The following is a 23,083-nucleotide window of genomic DNA, read 5'->3' as shown; positions in this document are numbered from 1 at the left end:
AATTCTGGTATTTCAGTATAATTATCATTGACTCAAAACGAATTTTAGGTAACGATAAGAATATATTTTTTAAAATCTTGGAGGATGTTATGAAATACATTAGTACACGTGGAAATGTAAACAAAATTGGTTTTATTGATACAGTCTTAATGGGACTGGCAACAGACGGAGGCCTATTAGTTCCAGAACAAATTCCGCAGCTTTCCGAAGAAAAGCTTCAAGAATTGTCCAAGCTAAGCTATCAGGAATTAGCCTTTGAAATCATTTCTTATTATGTTGATGGTGAAATTCCAGAAAACGAACTGAAGGAATTAATTCAGCAAAGCTATGGTACTTTCCGTTCTTCTGAGGTCACTCCGGTTGTCAAACTGAAGGATGACATGTATGTGCTTGAATTATTCCATGGCCCAACCTTTGCCTTTAAAGATGTGGCGCTGCAATTTTTAGGGAATTTGTATTCCTATATTGCGAAGAAGACAGGAGAAACGATCAATATTCTCGGTGCAACTTCTGGTGATACAGGTGCATCTGCGATTGAGGGAGTAAGAGGAAAAGAAGGAATCCGCATTTGTATTCTTCATCCTCATGGAAGAGTAAGTAAGGTGCAAGAGCTGCAAATGACCACCGTTCATGATGAGAGTGTGTTAAATTTAGCGATTGAAGGAACGTTTGATGACGGCCAGCGAATCATCAAGGAAATCTTTGCTGATTTAGAGTTCAAAAACAAATATCATCTTCGTGCGATTAATTCAATCAACTTTGCCCGGATTTTAGCGCAAACAGTGTATTATTTCTATGCTTATTTCCAAGTGGCAAAGGAAAAAGACATTAATAGCTTAAACTTCAGTGTTCCGACTGGAAACTTCGGTGATATTTTTGCCGGATATTTAGCGAAGAAAATGGGTCTTCCTGTTGGAAAGCTGATTGTCGCTACAAATGAAAATAATATTTTAGAGCGTTTCATTAAAGAAGGTGTCTACCAGCCAGGTGAGTTCCACAGTACCTATAGCCCTTCAATGGATATTCAAGTAGCCAGCAACTTTGAGCGCTATCTATACTATCTATTGGGAGAAAGCTCAAGTGCAACTTCTGCCTTAATGGATCAGTTCAAATCAGAAGGTAAAATTACAGTTAATGAAGAGCAGCTGCGTCAAGTACAAGCGGACTTTGCAGCACACGGTGTACAAGGTGAAGAGTGCCTGAACACAATTGGTAAGTATTATGAAGATACGAAATATTTATTAGATCCACATACTTCTTGCGGTGTGGCTGCATATGAAGCATGCAATGGTCAAGATGAGGTGTGTGTGACCCTATCTACAGCACATCCGGCTAAATTCAATGAATCCATTGAGAAATGTGACATTGAACAAAACTATCCAGAAGAAATCAAAGCTTTGTTTGATAAACCACAATACCTAGAAGTGGTTGAGGCAAGTAACGAAGAAATTTGCCGTCAATTAGAAAAGCATTTTCGTTCTTCTCTTGCAGATGTGAAGTAAATGATCTTAATGATAAAAACCAGCAGTGGAAGTTCGCTTCCAACTGCTGGTTTTTATTACTTTTATGTTCAGATGGAATTATTCCTGGACAATCTGTTGAGGAACCGACAAGATAAAAAACGACATTTGTATAGATATGTCGTTCATTAATCATTTAATAGTGTGTTATTATTCAATTGCTCTTTTTCCATGATATTCTTTACTACATCTTCAATGGTTACATTTCCAAGAGCTTTCTCCAAGGCCGATTGAGCAGTTTCAAAAAGTGGAACAATGGCATTTTGAATATTTCTACCGACGGGACATTGAGGATTGGGATTTTCATGTACGCTAAACAACTCTTTCTCCTGCACAACATTCACTGCCTTATACACATCCAGCAATGTAATATAGGATAAATCCTTTGCTAACTCAGCTCCTGCCACACCTGGTCGAACTTTTACCAATCCTGCGTTTTTAAGCATCCCCATAATTTTCCTGATTAAAGCCGGGTTTGTATTTACACTCCGCGCTAAAAAATCCGAAGAGCTAACTCCATCTTTATTCATTTCAATTAGAGCCAAAATGTGTATACCCACAGCAAAACGACTGCTAATAGACAATTTTCTTCACCTACTTTAATTAATCACATCATTATAGTACACCTGTAATTAGTTATATTACAAGTATACGATCGTTAATCTGATCCAAAGATAATATTAGAGTATTGACAAATGAACCACATGTAATTATTATGATTACAGGTAATTAAATTAGTTACAAGTAAAAACAATTGGAGGAATATAAAATGAAAATTGGAATTATTGGGGCAAGTGGAAAAGCAGGTAGTCTCATTTTGAAAGAAGCAATAAGCCGAGGTCATGAAGTAACAGCTATAGTAAGAGATGGCTCAAAAATTAAAGATAAAGATGTTGCAGTGATTGAAAAAAATATATTTGACCTCACATCAGATGATGTAAAACCGTTTGACGTAGTGGTGAATGCTTTTGGTGCTCCTCTCGGTGAAGAGCAGGCACACGTGGATGCTGGAAATACTTTAATTGCTGCACTAAAAGGTACAGATACAAGAGCAATCATCGTTGGTGGAGCAGGAAGTCTTTATGTAGATGAAAATAAAACCGTTAAGGTGATGGACACACCTGATTTTCCAGATTTCGTTTTACCTACAGCAAAAGGACAAGGACGAAACCTGGATGAATTACAGAAAACAGCTGATATGAAATGGACATTTGTCAGTCCTTCTGCCATATTTGATGCGGAAGGAAAAAGAACTGGAACGTATCAGTCTGGAAAAGATCATCTTCTTGTTAATTCAAAAGGGGAAAGTTATATCAGCTATGCAGACTTTGCCATTGCAGTATTAGATGAAATTGAAAATCCACAACATATAAATGAACGATTCACAGTTGTCGGTGAAGCGGAATAATCAGCAGTAATTAAAGTAGGATCACTAAAAAAGATAATCTGCGTTGTGTAAACAGATTATCTTTTTTAGCTAATATGAGATTTTTTTTTACAGTTTAAGAAACAAGTTTTAGTCCCATTGCAGCAGATAAAACCAGTGCTATAAAAACTAGTCTCCTCCAATCTTTGGATTCCCCATAAAATATCATCCCGACTAAGGTACCGCCAACGACACCAATTCCTGTCCAAATGGCATAACCTGTCCCCATAGGGATAAAATTTAAGGAATAACTTAATAGTGCAAGGCTTAAACTAAATCCTAAAATTAAAAAAACGACAGTCTGCCAATTCCGCTTGATGTGCAGCTGATTAATCATGGCAACACCAAATGCTTCCAGTAAGCCAGCTATGATTAAAGAAAACCAAGCCATTAGGATTCAGCTCCTTTCTCGACTTTATCATCTGTAACTAATTTCAAACCCAGCACGCCTATTAACAATAATAGAATTAATAGGATTTTTTCCCACTTGAATGGTTCACCAAAAAAGAGAATTTCCGATAGGACTGTACCTGCTGTTCCTAATCCCACAAATACAGCATAGACCGTTCCAGCAGGAAGAACTTGCGCTGCAGTAATCATTAAATAGTTACTGATAATGATGGCAAAAATGGTTCCAGTCCAAGTCCAAAAGTCGTATGAGTGGGCTAATCCAATTACCCAAAAAACTTCCAAAAATGCGGGAACAAATACTTTCATCCAGTTTCGATTCATTTAAAAGCACCCCCAATTAATTTTTACGAAAACAAAAAAGCCTGAGAGATCACTGTTAAACAGTATCTCCCAGGCTTTTATCCTTCCGTGGCACGTCAAGCGTGAGTTTTCTCTCGGACCAGTCCAATACAAGGATTGCGGAACCCTAGAAAACATTTAAGATATACAATTACCATCGATTATACACAAATTTAATCATGAATGGAAGAGGAATAAAAAGGTATGTTAATAGTTACATGAATGAAATGACATGTTTGACAATAAAAATGTATTTTCATGGTTGGAGTATAATAAGTAACGATAGGAATGAATAGAGATATAATATATAAAACAAATAGGAAAGGAATGACTTTATGTCTGAAACTCCTCGTTCGATTCCACGGCCGTTGGTTAAAACAAACCAATCCGTTATTGTCATAAGTGTTTTATTAACATGGTTTACACATATGGAATGGATTTTGCTCATTCCATTATTGGCTGGCTTATCAGGAATCCTTTTTGGATATAATCCGATAATGCAATTAGCGAAAAAGTTTTTAACGGATTTCCGAAAGAAGTCTCCCATCCTCAAGGAATGACAGTGAGTAGGTGGGAGAAGAATTTCGGTTAGGCGATAGCCTAAAGATTCTCGACATTTTGCCAATTATTATTGTAATAGGGAAGCTCGCTACCTTTCAGATTGATCTGTTTGTATAACTTACTAGGAACGTAATGTAATTTCCAAGTTTATCCCTATAAAGCCTGCTCACTAAATTCTTTGTTTTTCGACCTCTCCTGCTTCATATCTCGGCAATCTTTTTCCAAAAAATATTTGAATCTACAGACAAACACATGTTCTGTTTGGTATAATGGATATATACCAAATGTTAGGAGGTGGAAATGTGTATCGAACCTTAAAAACTCCGTTTCGTGCTAGTCAGACAACGATTCAGCAATTATTCAATATTCGTAGATTAAGTGGAACCATATGGAATGATTGTGTCGAACTGGCTCGTTATTATTATCGATTGGGGAATAAGTGGATCACACAAACCGAACTGCAAAAAGAATTAAAACTGCTGTATCCCCTTCACAGTCAAACGATACAAGCTGTAGCCCATAAATTTTTAGCAGCAAGAGTGGGGACAAGAGAGGCAAGGAAAAAGGGTCACAAAAACGTCGGATATCCTTGGAAACATAAATTAGTGTTCAATCCTAAATGGGTAGATGATTCGTTCTCGGTTGAGGGAAAAACATTGATTCTTTCGCTTGGGAATTGGAAGGGCAAACGACAAAAACCTCTGCGTATTCAGTTGAATAAGGTCCCTGCGGAATCGGTTAAAGAAGTCGAGTTAGTCTATGATCGAAAATGGTATGCCTGTCTTTCCTACGATGATGGGATAGAACCGAAACAAAAAGAAGATGGCGTTACAGCAAGTATTGATCCTGGTGAGATTCATACGATCGCTAGTGTAACAGAAAAAGGGAATAGTTGTATCATTACAGGAAGATATATGAGAAGCATCCATCAGTTAAGAAATAAGAAATTAAAGGAACTGCAAATTCTCATGAGTCGCTGTAAAAAAAGAAGTCGTCAATGGAAAAAATATAATCGTGCTAAACGTTACGTACGATCAAAAAGTCAATCTCAATTAGAAGATGCTCTGCATAAAACGACTAAAGACTTCGTTGATTGGTGTATGCAGCATGACGTAAATCATGTTGTAATAGGAAACCCCGAAGGCGTTCAACGAAAGACGAAAAAGAAAAAACAAAAAAAAACGACTCAAAAATTATCCAATTGGTCCTTTGGAAAAATACACAATTTATTGAAATACAAATTAAAGGCAAAAGGGATCACGATCGAAAAGGTGGATGAATCCTATACATCCCAGACATGTCCTGTCTGCGGAAACCGCAATAAAGCAAAAGGGAGAAACTATACATGCAAATGCGGGTACAAGGAGCATCGTGATATACATGGTGCAAGAAATATCTTAACAAAAGAGTTGCATGGGAAAATGATCTATCTCCCTATTAAGCGTGCAACGTATCTACGACCTGTAACTTTGGGGTAGTTGACCAAAAGGACGTTAGTAGATGGGCAGAACCGCCCCTTGTGAGTTGGGAAACGCGCATGTTGCTTACGGTGGGAGTTGGATGTTGAGAAACATCTAACGAAAGCACCACTAGATAAGGGTGAACACTCTTATCTGTCAGAGGGTAGTCTGGTTGGAGGTGTTGACGACACTTGAAGCATTGCTTCGTTTCGACTAGTCTATTCCTTAGGACGAGAAACCCCTTCCTCAAACCGAATGGTTAGGTGGGGGAGGTTCATAGAAACCAATGAAGAGCTATATTCCAGAGGATTGGGAGCAGCAGCAATTTAATCAAAAGATAGCGGTTTTTTTGTTTAGGAGCAGGCTTTCTAAGCTTTTTATTCGGATGGAATGTGGCCAGATACATCTTTACGATAATGGTTGCGACAGCCGCATTCATCGCTATTCTGGGATTTTGCATTGGTTGTTTTATTCTATACCAATGGAAACAGTATCAATATAGACGTGCACAGCATTAGAATAGAGTTCGAACATCAAAAACTGTCTACAAAGTTCAGTATATGAATTGTGTAGGCAGTTTTTTTAGTACAATATAAAACTCTCTAAATAATCGTATCCATCTCAACTAAATCCCTAGGTGTGATGATAGCTAATGGTTTTTCCGCTTTATTGCCTGTAGTTGTAATGATGACAGCTTCTAGTCTTTGGTTGTTTTGATGATATTGTTCAAAAATTTCTTCTACCTCAAACATATCCGCATCTTTATCAACAAATTCAACAGGCCGTACTTTACTGATGCCAAATAAGTTCTTCACTTGAATATCCTCTAAATGAATGGTTTGATCAGATAGATTGAGTGCGAGCCATTGAATGATACATTCTGCTGTTAATAGCCACTTATATCCAGTTTCATCATAAATCGGGAAAATGGAATATGGCTTTGATTTCATTACACGTAATACATCTACTAGTACTGTATTTTCATGATAATAAAATACCGGTTTAGAACCAATTAAATGAGCATATTTAGGTTGTAATAACAGTGACGCAATCGTCTCAATTTGCTCGACCACTTTTTCATGAGGCTCCGCAATATAAAACCCTTGATCAATTTTTTCGTGCACGATTGAATTGCGTAAACGGGCAAACATCTTTAAATCATGATAATTTTTTCGAATCAATGAATGTTGTGGAAAGCCATTCTTCAATAAATCTGTAAATTTATCTGAACGAGCGTCTCTAATATTTTTTCTTAACCAGCTATGAATCTGATTAAAAGCAACTTCAAATCTTTCAGAAAGATTTTTCTCTACTGCTGTTGACATTTCTTTATTTCCCCCAAAAATAAAAATCTCCCTTTATCTGTTAATACTGTTTAAATAGTAAGAAATCGATGTTGTACTAATATTCTAACAAAGGATGACACGCTTATCAATTGTAGCAAGTTCAAGTTAACAGGTGGGCATTGTCAAAAGATTTCTTGTGAAATATAGGATATAGTTATTAGAGAGCTAAAATAAACGAAGATTTATCAGGAGGAACGTTTTTTAGATGATTAATCTACTTAATCCCGAACCCTACCAAGAATTAATGATAAAAGATAAGAAATTTGCTGTTCTGCCAGTCGGGTCTTGTGAACAGCATGGACATCATCTCCCGCTAATAACTGATACGTTGATTGCAAGTTTATTATCCAAACTGCTTGCGGAAAGATGCAATGGACTATTATTACCACCCATAACGTATTCGTGTTCCCATGAACATGCTAGCTTTTTTGGAACGATATCTATTTCGGCTGAAACTCTTATAAGGATGATAAAAGATATTTATACTTCTCTTAATCGATCGAATATTAATCAATTAATCATTGTCAATGGTCATGGGGGTAATTATGTTTTGAGTAATCTCGCTCAAGAGTTGAACATCGATGGACCAAAGGTGATGTTGTTTCCCACTGACCAGCAATGGAAGGAGGCAAAAGTGAGTGCTCGTATTGAAACCCCAAAAGGAAGCAGTGACATGCATGGAGGAGAGCTGGAAACCTCAATTTTACTTCAATACTTTCCTGAGTTCGTAAGTAATGAAAATATGGCAGATGTGAATGTACAAGATCGAACCTTTTTACATCTATTTGGTATCAATCATTATACAGATAGCGGCATCATTGGATTTCCAACATTGGCAACAGCAGAGAAGGGGAGAATAATAGTGGAGGCAATAGTGTCTAGAATGGAGAAAGATGTTCAGAAGTTTTTTGAAGGAAATGAAAATAGCGGTTAATGATGTTACGGAGAAAAATAATGCTAGATATGTAAAAAAATGAGGATGGTATCTCAACCTGGGTCACAAGAAAAACTTTAAGTTCCCCATCATCATGAGATTACCATCCCTGTGTATCATGCTGAATTAACCATAATTCCTGCAACCTGCTGTAATCGGCTGTAAAAAAATTCTCCTGCAGGATGTTGATCCAATCCAACTTCTTCAAAGGCTTCTTTCATACAATTAAGCCAAGCTTGCGCCCGTAATGGAGTAATCTCAAAGGGAAGATGACGCTGCCTCATAGCTGGCGGCCCGAATTCCTGGCTGTAAAGAGCAGGGCCTCCTGTAAATTGGGTCAGAAACAATTGTTGTTTCCGCATGATTTCCTTTATGCTCCCTTCAAATAAAGGACTTAAATCCGGATCGCTGTATACCTTCGGGTAAAAAGCACGAACTAATTCTTGTATTTTTTCTGCACCGATTTGGTTATATAGGGTGCTTAAGCTTGATTCATTCACCATATTAACCTCCTTTTTCACTATCTCTATATTATAAACCAGCATTTTATTTTCGATGTGATTTATATCATACGATAGAAAAAATGGTTGGAAGCATTAAAAATGTTCTATGTATTAGAATTAGCAAAAATAGGAGCTGTTCCAAAAGTCAATCCTGACAATGGTACAGCCCCAGTTTGTTATGATTTATTCCGTTCGTAAGCTAGGATGTTTCGTTAAGGATGGTTTTTTCTTCTTGGCTTCAGCTGGCGCCGTTTTTCTGCTTCCAACTAGATATAAGATCAGAATAGCAATCATAAGTGCTGCAGAATAGCTAAAAGTCATGCCGTACCCAACACTTTTTGCTAAGAATCCAAGTCCGATTGATCCAATGGCCATACCAGAATCAATAAAAATTAGAAGCATAGAATTGGCTGTTGCTTTTTTCTCTGGTGGAACAAGAGTTAATGCCCAAGCTTGAATAATTGGCTGGAGTACGGCATAAGCGATTCCGAATAATACCCCTGAAACCAAAACCATCCACATTCTAGTAGAGAAGCCTAAAAGAATTAAACCTCCAGCCCCTGAAATAGCGGCTGGAATAATAAGGATTCTGTGACCGAATTTATCGAAAACCTTACCAGAGAAGATACGAACTAATACCATTGCAATCCCTTGTGCGATAAAAAACTGTGAAATTCTTCCGCCAACATTGATCTCTTTACCAAACGCCCCAATAAAGTTCACAGTTCCTGCAATTGTCACATAATTGAGTGCTACCAAAATACATGGAAGAAGGACTCGTTTATCGAACATGTACTTATAGAAAGGTTCTTTATTTGCCGACTGTGGACTTTCCTTTTCTTTATTAACCGTATTTTTTGTGAAAAGACTGCACACAAATGAAAAAAACATAAGACCAAGAGTTAACATCAACATCGATCGGAATGAATAATTTGCAAGATAAGAAATAGCAATTAGCGGCCCAAGTGTCGTCCCAACGCTTGTAGACAGTGCGAAATAAACAAGGCCTTCACCTAATCGTGATTTAGGAACAATATTACTTGATATCGTAAAGACTAAATTCGTAAGCATACAAAACCCAATACCTTGTAATGCTCTAATGAATATTAAAAATCCGATGGAGTCATTTAAAAAGGTAAGGCCGATCGTGCCTAAAAAATAAAGAAGAGAAATAATGAGTAGCCATTTCATATTAACTTTTTGGATAATTACACTAGCAAAGAAGCGTGTAATTAATGATGCTAACATTAAGGTCATGGTCATGGTTCCTGCAATCGCAGGATTATCACTAATGGTTGATACATAAATTGGGAAACCTGCTGTAATCATATAAAAAGAAGCGAACATTACTAAAGACAATAATACAATGGTTAAATATTGGTTTGTCCACAGTTTAACTTTTTCTTTACCCATAATATTTAGGACCGCCTTTCAAGGCAATTTTTAAAAATAGTGATTATTTATACGTGAAAAGTGTTTTTAAATCATGACAAATTTATTCTTCTCTTATTTCTAAAAAATATTTAGAGTTGTTTTCAATAAAAATGGTATACCTTAATGTTTGGTAAATTAGCTGTTTTTTTTGAATTAAAAGAGCCACTGAGAAAAGAAAAATTCAGTGGCTCTACTTTTTAAAAATTAAAAATTATAATAGGAACGAAAGGCAAAAACTAAGAAGAGTGAAACCATTAAAAGAAAAAATCCAAGGAGAAACTTGAATGATGAAGTATGGTAAAGTGGTACATGGCCGACTAGATAGAAAGATAAACCGTTTTATTGCAGAGGTCTTTATCGAGGGGATAAAAGAACAGGTACATATTAAAAATACCGGACGCTTAACAGAGCTCATGCAGCCAGATATGGAAGTTTTGCTCGAATGGAGTGATAATCCAAAGAGAAAAACAAGGTTCTCTCTAATCGCCGCTAATAAAAACGGACGCTGGGTGAATATTGATTCCCAGGCCCCAAATGCGGTTGCTTATGAAGCACTTAACGCTGGAAAATTGCAGGAGTTTGCTTCGGTTAATTTGGTAAAAAGAGAAGTGACTTTTGGTGATTCCCGCTTCGATCTTTATTTTGAAAAAGATGATAAAAGAGGATTCATTGAAGTAAAAGGCGTAACCCTTGAGGAAAATGGAATTGCTTTGTTTCCGGACGCACCTACTGCCAGGGGGACAAAGCATGTATTGGAATTAGTAAAAGCAGTCCAAGAAGGCTACACATGTGCAATCCTTTTTGTCGTACAAATGAAAGGCTGTAGTTCATTTGCACCTAACAGCCTAATGGATGAACCTTTTACGAAGGCCTTATTAGAAGCATCACGCCAGGGTGTACAAATATTGGCCTATGATTCAATTGTTACAGATAATGGATTGGTTTTGGATCAGCCTATTCCAGTTTGTTTATCATGAGAAGAATAGGTGAACAAATAGTCATCTTGTGTTCTAAGATTCTACTGTAAAATTTATGTAAATTTTCTGGCTCCCTTATTGGAGTATTGAATGAATCATGGTACTCTCTTGATATTGAAATTGTACATTCTAAAACAAGAATTAACTTCATATGAAACTCTATAAGATTTTTATAGACTAATAAAAGGAGATACTAATGACACAAACTAGTGAGAAAAGAGCTATTAAGTCTCTTCTAGAGATCCTTTTGGTTTCAACGAAGCTTGGTCTCACTTCATTTGGAGGACCGATTGCACACCTCGGTTATTTCCATAACGAATACATCCGAAGAAGAAAGTGGATGGATGAAAAAAGTTATGCTGATTTAGTTGCTTTATGTCAATTCTTGCCCGGTCCAGCGAGCAGTCAAGTAGGGATCGGAATTGGGGTTATGCGGGCAGGTATTTTAGGCGGCATCGTTTCCTTTATTGGCTTTACATTTCCCTCCGTTATTGCACTCATTATCTTCGCACTTATTCTTCAAGGTCTTGATATAGGGAATGCCGGCTGGATTCACGGCTTAAAAATTGTAGCTGTCGCAGTCGTCGCACATGCGGTATTAGGAATGGCGAAAAATCTAACTCCAGATGTAAAAAGAAAAGCGATTGCTTTATTTGCCTTAGTCGGAACGCTTTTGTGGCAGACAGCTTTTACGCAAGTCGGTGTGATTCTCCTATCTGCAATCGTTGGCTTTCTTCTATTTAAACAGCATTTCGATCATAACAATCCAGTCGTCCATTTCCCAATTTCGAAGGGATTTGCCGTAACGTGTTTGATTTTATTTTTTAGTTTACTGTTCCTTTTACCGATTTTAAGAGAAGTGAGCTCTTTGCGTTGGATTGCCATGTTTGATAGTTTTTATCGTTCAGGCTCCTTAGTGTTTGGCGGAGGCCATGTTGTTTTGCCTTTGCTTGAACGGGAATTTGTGCCTTCTGGATGGTTAACTGAGGAAGCGTTTTTAGCTGGTTATGGTGCTGCGCAAGCCGTTCCGGGTCCTTTATTTACATTTGCAGCATACCTTGGAGCTGTAATGGATGGCTGGAAGGGAGGATTATTGGCAACGGCTGCGATATTTCTACCTGCGTTCCTGCTTGTCTTTGGTACATTGCCTTTCTGGAATTCATTACGCCGTAATCCAAAAGTAATGGGAGCATTAATGGGCGTGAATGCGGCAGTTGTCGGGATTTTAATTGCTGCCTTTTACCAGCCTATTTTTACCAGCTCTATATTGGTTCCGATTGATTTTGCTTTTGCCGCCATATTATTCAGCATGTTAGTGTATTGGAAGCTTCCGCCATGGATCATTGTGGTGACTGGGGCGGTCGGCGGTTCACTTATGACCTTCCTTTAAAGGAATAGCGGACTATCTTATCTAGGTAGTCCGCTATTTCTATTTCAAACTTTATTATATTACAAATATAAAATAGATAGATAAGAAAGGGGGGTGGAAAAGATTATCATAACAATGTTTACCAAAATCTAACTCAATCTGTTATTTCAAATAACCTGAATTAATATTCGTAAAAATCATATTTACTTTATGTATTCAGAATTATATAATAATTATATCGTCGACAATCAACAAAAACGAAGTAATTAATTGGGACATGATTAACTGAAAAACAATAGAAGAGTTCAAGTATTGAAAAGTGATTTCTGAATTATGGGTTTACTTTAATGAAAGGATAGGAGCATTTATATGATATTAATAGATGAATTAGAGCACAGGATCAAGCAGCTGAGAAAAGAAATGATTCATACTGCAACTGAAACTGGTTTTAACAGTATAAATACAATTTGTATCAGTCAGAAATTAGATCAACTCATCATAATTTATCAACAATATCTTTTAAAAACAAACAATCAAAATTTCTCTTAGGTGCTTATTGTTTGTTGTCATGCATCATTCTAATAGAATTGAAAATCTATTTGTTCTACTTAAATCATGATACTCGATTATTCTGAAATGACAACAATTGTATATCTCTAAATTATTTGAAAATTATATTGACTTATATCTTTTTTAATAATATTATGAATTTATGAATTGTCGACAATCCACCATTTGGATCTAATAGAGTTAATAATAATAAAAGGATGGGGGACTGATTAACTTGGAACAAACGAAGAAAGTTTATATGAAAATAGAAGAGGAAATCGGAACAATCTATGTGAATCGTCCTGAAAAAAGGAATGCACTTTCATTGGAGATGTGGAAAGAATTGATTGATCTTGTGGATGAATGTAATGAGAATCCAGATGTGAAAATTATCATTTTTAGAAGCACCACTCCAAAAGCGTTTTCTTCAGGTGCTGATATCAGCGAATTTAGTACGATACGCTCCACGGCAGAAGGGGCTGCCGAATATAATGACATTACCATGATATTAGAAGAGAAAATAGCTAAAAGTATGAAGCCGAGTATTGCTATGATTCAAGGGTTTTGTGTTGGAGGCGGTTGTGAAATTGCAGTGGCATGTGATTTCCGTTTTTCTGATTCATCTGGGGTATTTGGTATTACACCTGCCAAATTAGGACTGGTATATAACACACCTGGGACCAAGAATGTTGTTGATCTTGTGGGGCCATCTAAAGCAAAAGATATTCTTTTTACGGGTCGTTTGCTATCTGCTGAAGAAGCATTAAACATTGGTCTGATTGATCGAATAATTGATTCTGATAATCTTGTAGAAGAAACCTATCAATATGCTAAATTAATTAGCAATAACGCTCAATTCGCCGTGCGCAATTCAAAACGAATCATCAATGAAATATTAGAAGGTGCTGTAAAGGATTCAGAAGAATCAGCCCAAATTATCCTTGAGTCTTTTACATCGAGTGATTATAAAGAAGGTGTAAAATCGTTTTTAGAAAAACGGAAACCAACGTTTACTTATCGATAATGAAACAATAGCCCATGTGTGAAGTTGCACATGGGCAAAACCTATATCTTCTTAGAGGTATTTGACTCTGGATTTTAGTTCAATATTTTTGAAATATTTTAATTATAACTTAACTTATATTATGAAAAGAGTGAAAACATGATTATTGATATTCATACTCATTTTGTTCCCGAAACATTACCATATATGTCTAATCGGGTAGGGGGAGAAAAATGGCCAGCGATTCAATGTGTTTGTGGTCAGCCTAACCATAGACATGTCATGATATCTGGGAAAAACTATCGTACGATCACAAACCAATCTTGGAGCCCAGAGAGGCGTATTGCTGATATGGTTGAGGAAAACGTGGATATTCAGGTCATCTCACCAATGCCACAGCTATTATCCTATTGGTTTAATGCCCAGGATACTCTAGATTTTTCCCGATATATCAATGAACAATTAGCTATTGTCATCGCTGAAGATCCAAAGCGGTTTTATGGATTGGGCATGGTACCGCTTCAGGACCCAGAATTGGCCGCAAAAGAATTGGGGTCTTTAAAAAGGAATTATGGAATGGTTGGAGTGGAAGTGGGGACAAATATAAACGGAAAATCAATCGGAGATCCCTTTTTTGACCCTTTTTTTGCAGAAGCAGAAGCACAGGGGATGGTCATTTTTATTCATGCCATACATCCACAAGGAAAAGAAAGATTTATTGGGGCACCTCTAGTCAATAACTTAGTTGGTTTTCCTACCGAAAATGGCTTGGCTATTTCATCTTTAATAACCAGTGGTTTATTAGAAAAGTATCCAAACTTAAAAATTGTTTCTAGTCATGGTGGAGGTTCTTTTTCTTCAATTCTGCCAAGATTGAACCAGGGGTGGAATATCAATCACCCATTTAGAGAATTCTGCCCGCACCCACCGACTTACTATGCACAAAAGATTTACTACGATACACTTGTTTATGATGTGAAAACAATAAAGTATCTAATAGACTTATACGGACCTACACAATTAATTGTGGGCTCGGATTATCCTTATATCATAAGAGAAGAAAATCCAGGACATTGGCTTAATAATTTAGAAGTAACACAAGAGATCAAAGATCAAATTATGTATAAGAATGCATTACGGCTATTAGATATATCCATATAATTTTAAACCTAAGTGACCTAGTTTGTTAAAAGGTATATAATAATTTTTAAGATAAAATATTTAGGATTTGTTCGTAGGTTTTGGGAGGGGTTAAAATGACTGATCATCATCTTGATAATCATTCTATTTCAAATATTATTATGGAAGACATTGTGAATGATATTATCCTTGGCGAATTAAAGCCAGGAGATAAGTTAATTGAGGCGAAATATGCAGAAAAGTTTGGTGTTAGCAGGGCACCAATTCGAGAAGCCTTTAATACGTTGGCAATCGAAGGTATCATCATAAAAATACCTCGGAAAGAAAGTGTTGTGAAAGGGTATACTGATGAAGAAATTTGGGATCTTGTCAGAATACGAAAATTTCTAACAGACCTTGCTTTAGAAAGGTTGGAAAAAAGTAACCAGATTTCAGAATTAGTAAGGGATTTAAAGGAAATTGAAAGGAAAATGGAGAAGAATAATTCTTCAAGAGAGTACGTCAAACTTAACCAAGAATTCAATATGCGGATCATTAGAGAAGCTAAGAGTGATGTATTAATTGCAATGTACAGTCGTATTGCAAGATTATTATTGTCATTATCGTTAGTTACATTATTGGAAAACGAAAACAATGGTAACCCATATACTAATCACAATCTTATTATTCAAAAGCTTGAAAAAGAAGATTTTGTTGGAGCTCAAAAGGTTTTAAATGATCGTAATGAGTCTTTTATGAAAAACATCAAGATCCATTTATTGAAGAAGAAAAACGAAGTTCAACAACAGTGTTAACTAATAGAAGAAGACCTGCCGGCAAACTTAATTGGATTGCCGGTTTTTTTATGGTTTGTGGAGATTAAAGAAATATATAAGTTTTAATTTTCAAAAAATATTGACATATTAGGATGAGGTCTTTATAATCGAGTTAAATGATGATTGTCGACAATCAACAAATTAAACAAATCATCACTTTAAAGCGTTATCATGAAATATCTAAAAATAATAATCCTATTCTAAGAATAGAAGAAAGCGAGGCAAATCATGAATTCAATTTGGAATAACTTTATCGGTCACGAAGTGAAGCAATCTTTTTATCAAGCAGGGAATGTTCGTACAAGAGCCATTGAAGCAGGTCAGGGAGAACCGTTAATTTTCTTACATGGAACTGGCGGACACGCTGAAGCTTACTCTAGAAATATCGTAGCTCACGCTGAACATTTCCATGTTTATTCAATAGATATGATTGGTCATGGTTTTACAGATAAGCCTGAAAACATCGTTTACAATCTCGATACTTATGTTCAGCATCTAAAAGATTTTGTTGAAGCCATTGGGGCAGAAAAGGTAAATATTTCTGGAGAATCTCTTGGCGGACAGGTAGCAATCGTGTTTGCCTATAAATATCCAGAGTTAGTCAATCGAATTGTCATTAACACGGGAATGATTGCTCCAAGATCTGAGCAAGGGATGAAGGAGCTAAATGATATGCTAACTAGAGCAAAGGGTGCCGCTACTACTATGTCAAGAGAAGCGGTGAAAAAGAGATTAGAATGGCTGATGTATGATCCAAATGATGTGACTGAAGAATTAATCGAGTTAAGACATTACATTTATAACCAACCGGGTGCTGCACAGATTATGTACAAAATTACAGAAGGGGTTATTAGTAATGAATCAACTGATCGAGACAACAGCTTCCTATCTGACATTGAAACAGAAGCATTAGTTTTTTGGTCCAACCATAATCCAGGTGCTTCTTGGGAAGAAGCAAAAGTTCATGCACAAAAATTTCCAAATCACAAATTTTACTTAATGAAGCAGGATGCAGCACATTGGCCGCAATGGGAGAATCCTGAAGAATTTAATAAAATTCATATTGATTTCCTAAGATTCGGGATTAAAGCGGAAGTACTTGGATGAGTTAATTTTCATAAAGGGGAGGTTTTATTGTGAGTCAGGATTTACAAGTTCAACATAAATATCTGCAAATAGACAGAGAAAAATGTGTATTTAACGTGCCACATAAAGCTTTTATTGATCAAGATATTTTTGAGCAAGAAAGAGATAAGATTTTTAATAAATGCTGGCTTTATCTAGGTCATGAATCTGAGGTTGAGAAAGAAAACGAATTCAAAACACGAACGGTTGCTGGACGACCATTAATTTTTAATAAAGACAGTAATGGACAAATTAATGCGTTTCTCAATGCTTGCCCGCACCGGGGAGCAATGGTTTGTCGTGAGAGTCAAGGAAATAGCAAAGTTTTTCGCTGCTTCTATCATGCATGGACTTTTAATAGCAAAGGCGAACTAGCAGGAACTCCAGATGGAAAAAATGGTTACGGTGAGGATCATAATGCGGATGGATCAAAGAACTTATTTAAAGTTCCAAGATTAGAAAGTTATCGAGGATTTGTTTTTGTGAATTTTGATAAGGATGCCATAAGTTTAGACGAATATCTTGCTGGTGCTAAAGAGTATCTTGATTTAGTTGCAGATCAGTCTGAAATTGGAATGGAAATTGTTCGTGGTACACAAGAATACAGTGTAAGAGCAAACTGGAAGCTTCTTTGTGAAAACAGTGCTGATGGCTATCATGCACTGCCAACACACAAAACCTATTTTGACTACGTGATTGAAACAAATAATGTTAAATATGACAAAAATAAAGAAGAATTAAGTATAGCAAGAGATTTAGGAAATGGACATGTGGTAACAGAAAAAGCAGGTATGTACCCTTGGGGACGTCCAGTGGCAAAATGGATTCCTGCGTGGGGAGAAGATGGAAAAAAAGAAATTGACGAGATTAAACAACGATTAGTAGACCGTTATGGAGAAGAAAGAGCAAAGAGAATTGCCGAGCATGATTTTAATATGATTATCTTCCCGAACCTTGTTATTAACAGTATTATGGCAATCACGATTCGAACTTTTTATCCAAAATCACCAACCTATATGGAGTCAACACAATGGGCAATTGGTCCAAAAGAGGAAAACAGAAAGCTAAGACATCGTCGCTTGGATAACTTCTTAGAATTCTTAGGACCCGGTGGTTTTGCTACACCTGATGATAATGAAGCACTTGAATTATGCCATAGAGGGTATGAAGCCACTAATGGTGAAGGCTGGAATGACTTGTCAAAGGGTATGCATAAGGAATTAAAAGGAGAAATTCCAAAGAACTACGATGAATACCATATGCGTGCATTTTGGCTTCAATGGGAAAAAATGATGTCAGAAGAATAATAGGGAGGAGTCGTTTTAAATGTCGGTTGCAAGTACGGTTTCGAAAGATTTAGTGGAAGCGTTTTTATATGAAGAGGCGGATTTATTAGATGACTGGAAATTAATAGAGTGGTCGGAATTATTCACTGAGGATGGTACGTATCTAGTACCATCCACAGATATTCCGGATGGGGATCATGAAACAGACCTTTTCTTAATCGCTGATGATCATCATCGATTAGTACAGAGGGCAAAAAGGTTACTTAAAAAGGAAGCGCATGTTGAATATCCTCATTCTACTACACGTCATATGTACACAAATATTCGGGTACACGATACGATTGACGGAGTAACAAATGTAACGTGTAATTTTTCAACATACCGAATTAAAAGGGAATTTATGGATAACTATGTAGGCCAAATCAAATACAAGCTTGTGATCAACGGAGAGAATATTAAGATTCAACAAAAGAGAGTGGTTCTAGACTTGGCTGCTTTAAGACCACAAGGGAAGGTTAGTATTATTCTATAAATATAGTAGAAGGGATAGAGCGGGATGATCAGATATAGAAAATTGGGTTATGTTGCCCTAAATGTATCAGATATTGAAAAATCAAAAGATTTTTATACGAAAATGGTCGGATTAGAGTGTGTTTCAGCTAAAGAAAGCGAACCAGTATTTTTAAGATGTACGAGTGACCACCATAATCTCATTCTTTATCAAACAGATCGTGAGCCTGGACTTAAGCGAATTGGTTTTGAACTAGAGAGTGAAGAACAAGTTGAAATTGCATTCAAACATTTTCAAGAACATGATTTAGACCCTTATTACATTGATGAAGAAGAACAAAGCTTATTAAAGCAAACAAAAACCTTTCGTTTTACTGAACCTTACTCAGGGGCTACATTAGAGTTTTACAATTATCAATATCATCTACCTCATGAATTCAAAAATGAAATCACGAAATTTGAAACATTAAGTCATGTTGTTATGAAAATACCAGAATACGAAAAAGCCGTAAAGTTTTACAAAGAAGTAGTAAATTTTAAAGTATCTGATATGGTTGGTAACGGAATTACCTTTATGCGTTGTTTCCCAAATCCTTACCATCATTCTTTTGCCGTAGCAAATGGAACAAAACCACAGCTTCATCATATCGCCTTTAAAGTAGTGGATATAAATGATATTGGTATTGGTAGAACAAGAATGGAGAAAAATGATGTTCCGATTGTCCATGGTCCTGGACGTCATTTGCCATCTGGAAGTATTTTCCTTTACTTCCTTGACCCGGATAATTTAACAGTAGAATTTACAATGGGGATGGAAGCGTTTCCTGAAGATGGTCCTCGTAAACCGCGCTATTTGCAGCCGCATATTGAATCAATCGATATTTGGGGAACGGTTCCAGATCCAAGAAAAGCCGCATTTGGAAGTGTTGAAAATTTAAAAGAGATTAATAGCTTAGTGAATAATTAATCTAGGTCTAGCAGGAGGAGCTCTAACATATGAATACATGCAAAAAATTAGCAGGGAGAGTGGCAATTGTAACAGGAGCATCAAAGGGGATTGGGCTTGCCATTGCCAAAAGATTAGCAGAGGATGGAGCGGATGTATTATTAGCAGCAACGTCTGATCCGGTTGTAACAAATGCCCAGACAATCGCGGAAGAGTATCATGTCCATACAGATTATTATATTGGAGACCTTAGTAAAGAAGAACATGCCTATGGGATGGTCAATAAAGCGATCGATCGTTTCGGGAAAGTAGATATCCTCGTTAATAATGCTGGTGGAGGTGTAATTCTACCCTTTCTAGAACATACTGCTGAAACACTGAAGACGACGCTTGATCGGAATTTATGGACAACTATTTGGGGTTGTAAAGCTGTCCTACCTCATATGGTAGAAAAAGAGTATGGCAGAATTATTAACATTGGTGGTGATTCAGTTCGAAATGGATTGTGGAACCATGCCGGCTATAATGCAGCAAAAGGAGGTGTTCATGCAATTGTTACTGGACTTGCCAGGGAATTTGCGGAGTATGATATTACAGCCAATTGTGTTGCCCCTCCACAGGTGTTAACAGATCGAAAATTACAGGCTGACAATTTACGAAGAATTGATGATGATTTAAATGCGAAATTCAAAAGTATTATTCCCAAAGGAAGACCTGCCAACATGAGTGAAGTAGCTGCAGTTGTAAGCTTTTTAGCAACAGATGAAGCTTCTTTTGTCACGGGTCAGGTTATTAGTGTAAATGGTGGAAGTACTATGCTTTAAAATAGGAAAAGAAAATGAAACGTTTGTACGTAAGAACACTATCTAATAATATAGTAAAAGTTCTTATACATTGGTTCATCTCGAAATTTCTATATGATTTCAGATGAACCTATTCTCTTTATGATAGCAGCTATCATAAAGTTTTATATTGTCTAGTTTACAGTATTTCTATATTGTTAAGTTATTTTTATAGAATAAAAGAGAGGAATTGAAAGAATGAAAGCGATCGTAGTAAGTGAATTTGGAGGACCGAACGTACTTCAATACAGGGACTTAGAAATTCCAACTATCAGTTCAAATCAAGTGCTCATTCGTGTTGTAGCGACAAGTGTTAATTTTGCAGATATTGGTTCAAGATATGGAAAGTATCATGGTGGTAAACAACCTCCATTTATTCCAGGATTAGATGCAGCTGGAGTTATTGAAAAAGTAGGTTCTGAGGTTAAACATTTAAAAGTAGGACAGAGGGTCATAGCATTTCCAAAAAATGGGTCGTATGCTGAATATATCGTTGCTGATGAGAACCTAACCTTTGTTCTGCCTGATCATGTTGATTTTCAGCTGGCTGCAGCAAGTCCATTAGTATCCTTTACAGCCTATAAGCTCCTTGCTGATGTTGCGAGGCTCGAACCAGGTGAAACCGTTCTAATCCATGCTTCTGCTGGCGGTGTCGGAACAACTGCCATTCAATTAGCCCAAATTTTAGGTGCTGGAAAGGTCATTGGGACCGTTGGAAGTGAAAGCAAAATGGCAACTCCATTAGAAGTTGGTGCTGATCATGTCATTTGTTATGAAAAAGAGGATTTTGCCAGCAAGGTAAATGAGTTAACAGATGGAGAAGGAGCAAATGTCATTCTTGATCCTATCTCTGGTTGGGTAACGGAAAAGGGAATGGAATGTTTAGCTGGTTATGGGCGGACGGTTATATTTGGAAATGCAAGTAAATCGATCGCCCAAATCAAAACAAAGGATTTACATTCCAGCTGTAGATCTGTTCTTGGATTCAGTATCACCACAACAAGAAATAAGCGCCCTCATCTATTAAAAGAAACAGCAGATAAAGTCCTTGGTTATTTAGCTGACCAAAAATTGAACATAAAAATTGGACAGGTATTCTCCCTCAAAGACGCTGCAGATGCCCATAGTTTAGTAGAAAATAGAAAAAGTCTTGGTAAGGTAATTTTAGAGATTAACTAGAGGTAAAAGAATGACTGGGATTACAAAGACAAATTAAATCAAGTAAATGCTGAGTGTTTAATAGTTTAAACGCTTACAGATTCTTTTATTTAACTAAAATTAAATAAAAGAAATATATAAACGAGGAATTCAAGAGAGTAAATTTTTACTACAAAAATTTTAATAAACAATAGGAGGAATTCCATGAAAAAGATTACTAAATACTTGTTGTTTTGCTTAATAGGTTTTTCTTTATTATTAGGGGCCTGTTCTAACTCAACACAAAATACAGCATCCGGTGCAGTAAAGAAATCCGACTTTCCTAAAAAACCAATTGAGTTAATTGTCCCTTTAGGTCCAGGTAGTACTACAGATACGATTGCTAGGGTACTAGCAAATGGAGTCACAAAGTACCTACCTAAGGAAGCTACTGTTGTTGTTGTTAACAAGCCTGGTGGCGGAGGAATAATTGGGACTACTGATGTATTCAACGCAAAACCCGATGGATATACAATAGGCTTAGTTCAATCGGCTGCACTTACATTGCAACCACATTATGGTCAAGCAACTTATACTCATGATAGTTTCACGCCAATTATGAAAGTAACATCTGATCCGACTTTGTTACTTGTAAGAAATGATTCTCCATTGAAAACATATGATGATTGGTTAGAATATGTAAAACAAAACCCTGGGAAATTCATATTCGCGATAACCGGTAAAGGTGGAAACGGACACGTTGCAGTTGAAGCGATTAATAAAGAAAAAGGTGTTAAAACTAATATACTTTCAACTGATGCGGCGGCTGAAATGGTAAATGCTCTGCTAGGTGGACATACAGACGGAGCCATTGTTCCCTATATCACATCTAAACCGCAACTAGATGCTGGGAAAGTGCGTGCATTAGTAAATGTAGGGGCAACAAAAAATGACGACGTTAATGACATTCCACTCTTGCCTGAAATTGGAATTGATAAAACTTTCGATAGCTTTTTCGGAATTGTAGCGCCAAAAGGATTACCAGAAGAAGAACAGAATATTCTTCATGACGCTTTTAAAAAGACACTTGAAGATCCTGAGGTAATAGGCCAATTAAAGAAAACATTTATTGAACCTAATTACGAAGGACCAGAAGACTTTCAAAAAACAATCACAAAAAATTATAAAATGAATGAGAAAATTTTAAAAGAAATTGGAATGATCAAATAACTCCCTTCTTTAAAAACGGAATATTTTGATTTAATAAATTTAAGTAAAGGTTTTTGTAAAATACAGATAATAGTCAATTATCCACTGATGACTATTATCTGTATTACAAGAAATTAATGCATTTACATTCTATAGGCTTAAAATTATATTTTAACAATTAAATAATATTTAATATTTATTTCTAATGGGTAAGTAATTTTCCCAATAATAAGGTGGGTGA

The 23,083-nt window shown here is 36.4% G+C and carries 25 protein-coding genes and 1 riboswitch; of the genes, 19 read left to right on the top strand and 6 right to left on the bottom strand.

Translation table 11 applies throughout. From position 1 onward, the window contains the following. The first annotated feature begins 89 nt into the window (after window positions 1–89). Window positions 90–1,502, top strand: a complete 1,413-nt coding sequence (gene thrC / locus R4Z09_RS18755; protein WP_338448273.1) for a threonine synthase — start codon at window positions 90–92, stop codon at window positions 1,500–1,502. Between the two features lie 146 nt (window positions 1,503–1,648). Here the strand turns inward: thrC and R4Z09_RS18750 are convergent, their stop codons facing one another. Next, on the bottom strand, window positions 1,649–2,104 hold the full coding sequence (locus R4Z09_RS18750; protein WP_338448272.1) for an Rrf2 family transcriptional regulator: 456 nt from the start codon (window positions 2,102–2,104) through the stop codon (window positions 1,649–1,651). A gap of 185 nt (window positions 2,105–2,289) precedes the next feature. Between R4Z09_RS18750 and R4Z09_RS18745 the strand changes: the two genes are divergently transcribed. Next, window positions 2,290–2,928, top strand: a complete 639-nt coding sequence (locus R4Z09_RS18745) for an NAD(P)-dependent oxidoreductase (protein ID WP_338448271.1) — start codon at window positions 2,290–2,292, stop codon at window positions 2,926–2,928. 94 nt (window positions 2,929–3,022) lie between these two features. Here the strand turns inward: R4Z09_RS18745 and R4Z09_RS18740 are convergent, their stop codons facing one another. Further along, window positions 3,023–3,337, bottom strand: coding sequence for a DMT family transporter (locus R4Z09_RS18740; protein WP_338448270.1), 315 nt, complete (start codon window positions 3,335–3,337; stop codon window positions 3,023–3,025). Next, complete coding sequence (locus R4Z09_RS18735; protein WP_338448269.1) at window positions 3,337–3,678, bottom strand: DMT family transporter; 342 nt, start codon at window positions 3,676–3,678, stop codon at window positions 3,337–3,339. Before R4Z09_RS18735 ends, R4Z09_RS18740 begins: the two co-directional genes overlap by 1 nt. Before the next feature lie 64 nt (window positions 3,679–3,742). Next, window positions 3,743–3,838: riboswitch (guanidine-I (ykkC/yxkD leader) on the bottom strand. Window positions 3,839–4,031: 193 nt separating this feature from the next. On the opposite strand from R4Z09_RS18735, the gene R4Z09_RS18730 reads away from it, so the two are divergent. From R4Z09_RS18730 to R4Z09_RS18720, 3 genes are all read left to right on the top strand, one after another. Then, complete coding sequence (locus R4Z09_RS18730) at window positions 4,032–4,256, top strand: DUF4395 family protein (RefSeq protein WP_338448268.1); 225 nt, start codon at window positions 4,032–4,034, stop codon at window positions 4,254–4,256. A gap of 303 nt (window positions 4,257–4,559) precedes the next feature. Next, window positions 4,560–5,735: a transposase gene (locus R4Z09_RS18725; RefSeq protein WP_338448267.1), complete on the top strand. Its 1,176-nt coding sequence runs from the start codon at window positions 4,560–4,562 to the stop codon at window positions 5,733–5,735. Window positions 5,736–6,109: 374 nt separating this feature from the next. Continuing rightward, window positions 6,110–6,235 (top strand): DUF4395 family protein, encoded by a 126-nt coding sequence (locus tag R4Z09_RS18720; protein ID WP_338448266.1) that lies wholly within the window; start codon window positions 6,110–6,112, stop codon window positions 6,233–6,235. 84 nt (window positions 6,236–6,319) lie between these two features. On the opposite strand, the gene R4Z09_RS18715 is transcribed toward R4Z09_RS18720, so the two are convergent. After that, window positions 6,320–7,042 carry a CBS domain-containing protein gene (locus R4Z09_RS18715; protein WP_338448265.1) on the bottom strand — a complete coding sequence of 241 codons (723 nt, stop codon included), beginning with the start codon at window positions 7,040–7,042 and terminating at the stop codon, window positions 6,320–6,322. 226 nt (window positions 7,043–7,268) lie between these two features. Between R4Z09_RS18715 and R4Z09_RS18710 the strand changes: the two genes are divergently transcribed. Next, window positions 7,269–7,997, top strand: coding sequence for a creatininase family protein (locus tag R4Z09_RS18710; RefSeq protein WP_338448264.1), 729 nt, complete (start codon window positions 7,269–7,271; stop codon window positions 7,995–7,997). A gap of 116 nt (window positions 7,998–8,113) precedes the next feature. Here the strand turns inward: R4Z09_RS18710 and R4Z09_RS18705 are convergent, their stop codons facing one another. Continuing rightward, the gene (locus tag R4Z09_RS18705) at window positions 8,114–8,500 is read right to left on the bottom strand and encodes a globin (RefSeq protein ID WP_338448263.1); all 387 of its coding nucleotides are present in this window, start codon (window positions 8,498–8,500) and stop codon (window positions 8,114–8,116) included. Window positions 8,501–8,683: 183 nt separating this feature from the next. Next, a complete protein-coding gene (locus R4Z09_RS18700; RefSeq protein ID WP_338448262.1) occupies window positions 8,684–9,913 on the bottom strand; it encodes an MFS transporter in 1,230 nt (409 codons plus the stop codon). Window positions 9,914–10,218: 305 nt separating this feature from the next. On the opposite strand from R4Z09_RS18700, the gene sfsA reads away from it, so the two are divergent. The 13 genes from sfsA (at window position 10,219) to R4Z09_RS18635 (ending at window position 22,863) form a co-directional block, all read left to right on the top strand. Further along, on the top strand, window positions 10,219–10,911 hold the full coding sequence (gene sfsA / locus R4Z09_RS18695; RefSeq protein ID WP_338448261.1) for a DNA/RNA nuclease SfsA: 693 nt from the start codon (window positions 10,219–10,221) through the stop codon (window positions 10,909–10,911). A 196-nt stretch (window positions 10,912–11,107) separates the two neighbouring features. Continuing rightward, window positions 11,108–12,301: a chromate efflux transporter gene (chrA, locus tag R4Z09_RS18690; RefSeq protein ID WP_338448260.1), complete on the top strand. Its 1,194-nt coding sequence runs from the start codon at window positions 11,108–11,110 to the stop codon at window positions 12,299–12,301. Window positions 12,302–12,649: 348 nt separating this feature from the next. Next, complete coding sequence (locus tag R4Z09_RS18685) at window positions 12,650–12,829, top strand: aspartyl-phosphate phosphatase Spo0E family protein (RefSeq protein ID WP_338448259.1); 180 nt, start codon at window positions 12,650–12,652, stop codon at window positions 12,827–12,829. A gap of 235 nt (window positions 12,830–13,064) precedes the next feature. Beyond that, a complete protein-coding gene (locus R4Z09_RS18680) occupies window positions 13,065–13,853 on the top strand; it encodes an enoyl-CoA hydratase-related protein (RefSeq protein WP_338448258.1) in 789 nt (262 codons plus the stop codon). Between the two features lie 138 nt (window positions 13,854–13,991). After that, window positions 13,992–14,993, top strand: a complete 1,002-nt coding sequence (locus tag R4Z09_RS18675; RefSeq protein ID WP_338448257.1) for an amidohydrolase family protein — start codon at window positions 13,992–13,994, stop codon at window positions 14,991–14,993. 95 nt (window positions 14,994–15,088) lie between these two features. After that, window positions 15,089–15,766: a GntR family transcriptional regulator gene (locus tag R4Z09_RS18670; RefSeq protein WP_338448256.1), complete on the top strand. Its 678-nt coding sequence runs from the start codon at window positions 15,089–15,091 to the stop codon at window positions 15,764–15,766. A 249-nt stretch (window positions 15,767–16,015) separates the two neighbouring features. Next, window positions 16,016–16,894, top strand: coding sequence for an alpha/beta hydrolase (locus R4Z09_RS18665; RefSeq protein ID WP_338448255.1), 879 nt, complete (start codon window positions 16,016–16,018; stop codon window positions 16,892–16,894). 29 nt (window positions 16,895–16,923) lie between these two features. After that, window positions 16,924–18,219 carry an aromatic ring-hydroxylating dioxygenase subunit alpha gene (locus R4Z09_RS18660; protein ID WP_338448254.1) on the top strand — a complete coding sequence of 432 codons (1,296 nt, stop codon included), beginning with the start codon at window positions 16,924–16,926 and terminating at the stop codon, window positions 18,217–18,219. 19 nt (window positions 18,220–18,238) lie between these two features. Then, a complete protein-coding gene (locus tag R4Z09_RS18655) occupies window positions 18,239–18,730 on the top strand; it encodes an aromatic-ring-hydroxylating dioxygenase subunit beta (protein ID WP_338448253.1) in 492 nt (163 codons plus the stop codon). 24 nt (window positions 18,731–18,754) lie between these two features. After that, window positions 18,755–19,675 (top strand): VOC family protein, encoded by a 921-nt coding sequence (locus R4Z09_RS18650; RefSeq protein WP_338448252.1) that lies wholly within the window; start codon window positions 18,755–18,757, stop codon window positions 19,673–19,675. 29 nt (window positions 19,676–19,704) lie between these two features. Beyond that, on the top strand, window positions 19,705–20,478 hold the full coding sequence (locus R4Z09_RS18645; protein WP_338448251.1) for an SDR family NAD(P)-dependent oxidoreductase: 774 nt from the start codon (window positions 19,705–19,707) through the stop codon (window positions 20,476–20,478). Window positions 20,479–20,694: 216 nt separating this feature from the next. Continuing rightward, window positions 20,695–21,675 (top strand): NADPH:quinone oxidoreductase family protein, encoded by a 981-nt coding sequence (locus R4Z09_RS18640; protein ID WP_338448250.1) that lies wholly within the window; start codon window positions 20,695–20,697, stop codon window positions 21,673–21,675. Window positions 21,676–21,858: 183 nt separating this feature from the next. Then, window positions 21,859–22,863, top strand: a complete 1,005-nt coding sequence (locus tag R4Z09_RS18635; protein ID WP_338448249.1) for a tripartite tricarboxylate transporter substrate binding protein — start codon at window positions 21,859–21,861, stop codon at window positions 22,861–22,863. Window positions 22,864–23,083 lie beyond the last annotated feature (220 nt).

The organism is Niallia oryzisoli (genome assembly GCF_036670025.1).
Classification (GTDB): domain Bacteria; phylum Bacillota; class Bacilli; order Bacillales; family Cytobacillaceae; genus Bacillus_BD; species Bacillus_BD oryzisoli.
This window is presented reverse-complemented; position numbering and strand designations above follow the sequence as displayed.

Excerpts from the sequence above, each read along its gene's own strand:
- R4Z09_RS18710 (WP_338448264.1), top strand. The coding sequence starts at position 7,269 with ATGATTAATCTACTTAATCCCGAACCCTACCAAGAATTAATGATAAAA.
- R4Z09_RS18640 (WP_338448250.1), top strand. The coding sequence starts at position 20,695 with ATGAAAGCGATCGTAGTAAGTGAATTTGGAGGACCGAACGTACTTCAA.
- R4Z09_RS18685 (WP_338448259.1), top strand. The coding sequence starts at position 12,650 with ATGATATTAATAGATGAATTAGAGCACAGGATCAAGCAGCTGAGAAAA.
- R4Z09_RS18675 (WP_338448257.1), top strand. The coding sequence starts at position 13,992 with ATGATTATTGATATTCATACTCATTTTGTTCCCGAAACATTACCATAT.
- R4Z09_RS18665 (WP_338448255.1), top strand. The coding sequence starts at position 16,016 with ATGAATTCAATTTGGAATAACTTTATCGGTCACGAAGTGAAGCAATCT.
- R4Z09_RS18715 (WP_338448265.1), bottom strand. The coding sequence starts at position 7,042 with ATGTCAACAGCAGTAGAGAAAAATCTTTCTGAAAGATTTGAAGTTGCT.
- R4Z09_RS18670 (WP_338448256.1), top strand. The coding sequence starts at position 15,089 with ATGACTGATCATCATCTTGATAATCATTCTATTTCAAATATTATTATG.
- R4Z09_RS18645 (WP_338448251.1), top strand. The coding sequence starts at position 19,705 with ATGAATACATGCAAAAAATTAGCAGGGAGAGTGGCAATTGTAACAGGA.
- R4Z09_RS18650 (WP_338448252.1), top strand. The coding sequence starts at position 18,755 with ATGATCAGATATAGAAAATTGGGTTATGTTGCCCTAAATGTATCAGAT.
- R4Z09_RS18705 (WP_338448263.1), bottom strand. The coding sequence starts at position 8,500 with ATGGTGAATGAATCAAGCTTAAGCACCCTATATAACCAAATCGGTGCA.
- R4Z09_RS18735 (WP_338448269.1), bottom strand. The coding sequence starts at position 3,678 with ATGAATCGAAACTGGATGAAAGTATTTGTTCCCGCATTTTTGGAAGTT.
- R4Z09_RS18730 (WP_338448268.1), top strand. The coding sequence starts at position 4,032 with ATGTCTGAAACTCCTCGTTCGATTCCACGGCCGTTGGTTAAAACAAAC.
- R4Z09_RS18745 (WP_338448271.1), top strand. The coding sequence starts at position 2,290 with ATGAAAATTGGAATTATTGGGGCAAGTGGAAAAGCAGGTAGTCTCATT.
- R4Z09_RS18635 (WP_338448249.1), top strand. The coding sequence starts at position 21,859 with ATGAAAAAGATTACTAAATACTTGTTGTTTTGCTTAATAGGTTTTTCT.
- sfsA (WP_338448261.1), top strand. The coding sequence starts at position 10,219 with ATGATGAAGTATGGTAAAGTGGTACATGGCCGACTAGATAGAAAGATA.
- chrA (WP_338448260.1), top strand. The coding sequence starts at position 11,108 with ATGACACAAACTAGTGAGAAAAGAGCTATTAAGTCTCTTCTAGAGATC.
- R4Z09_RS18740 (WP_338448270.1), bottom strand. The coding sequence starts at position 3,337 with ATGGCTTGGTTTTCTTTAATCATAGCTGGCTTACTGGAAGCATTTGGT.
- R4Z09_RS18700 (WP_338448262.1), bottom strand. The coding sequence starts at position 9,913 with ATGGGTAAAGAAAAAGTTAAACTGTGGACAAACCAATATTTAACCATT.
- thrC (WP_338448273.1), top strand. The coding sequence starts at position 90 with ATGAAATACATTAGTACACGTGGAAATGTAAACAAAATTGGTTTTATT.
- R4Z09_RS18655 (WP_338448253.1), top strand. The coding sequence starts at position 18,239 with ATGTCGGTTGCAAGTACGGTTTCGAAAGATTTAGTGGAAGCGTTTTTA.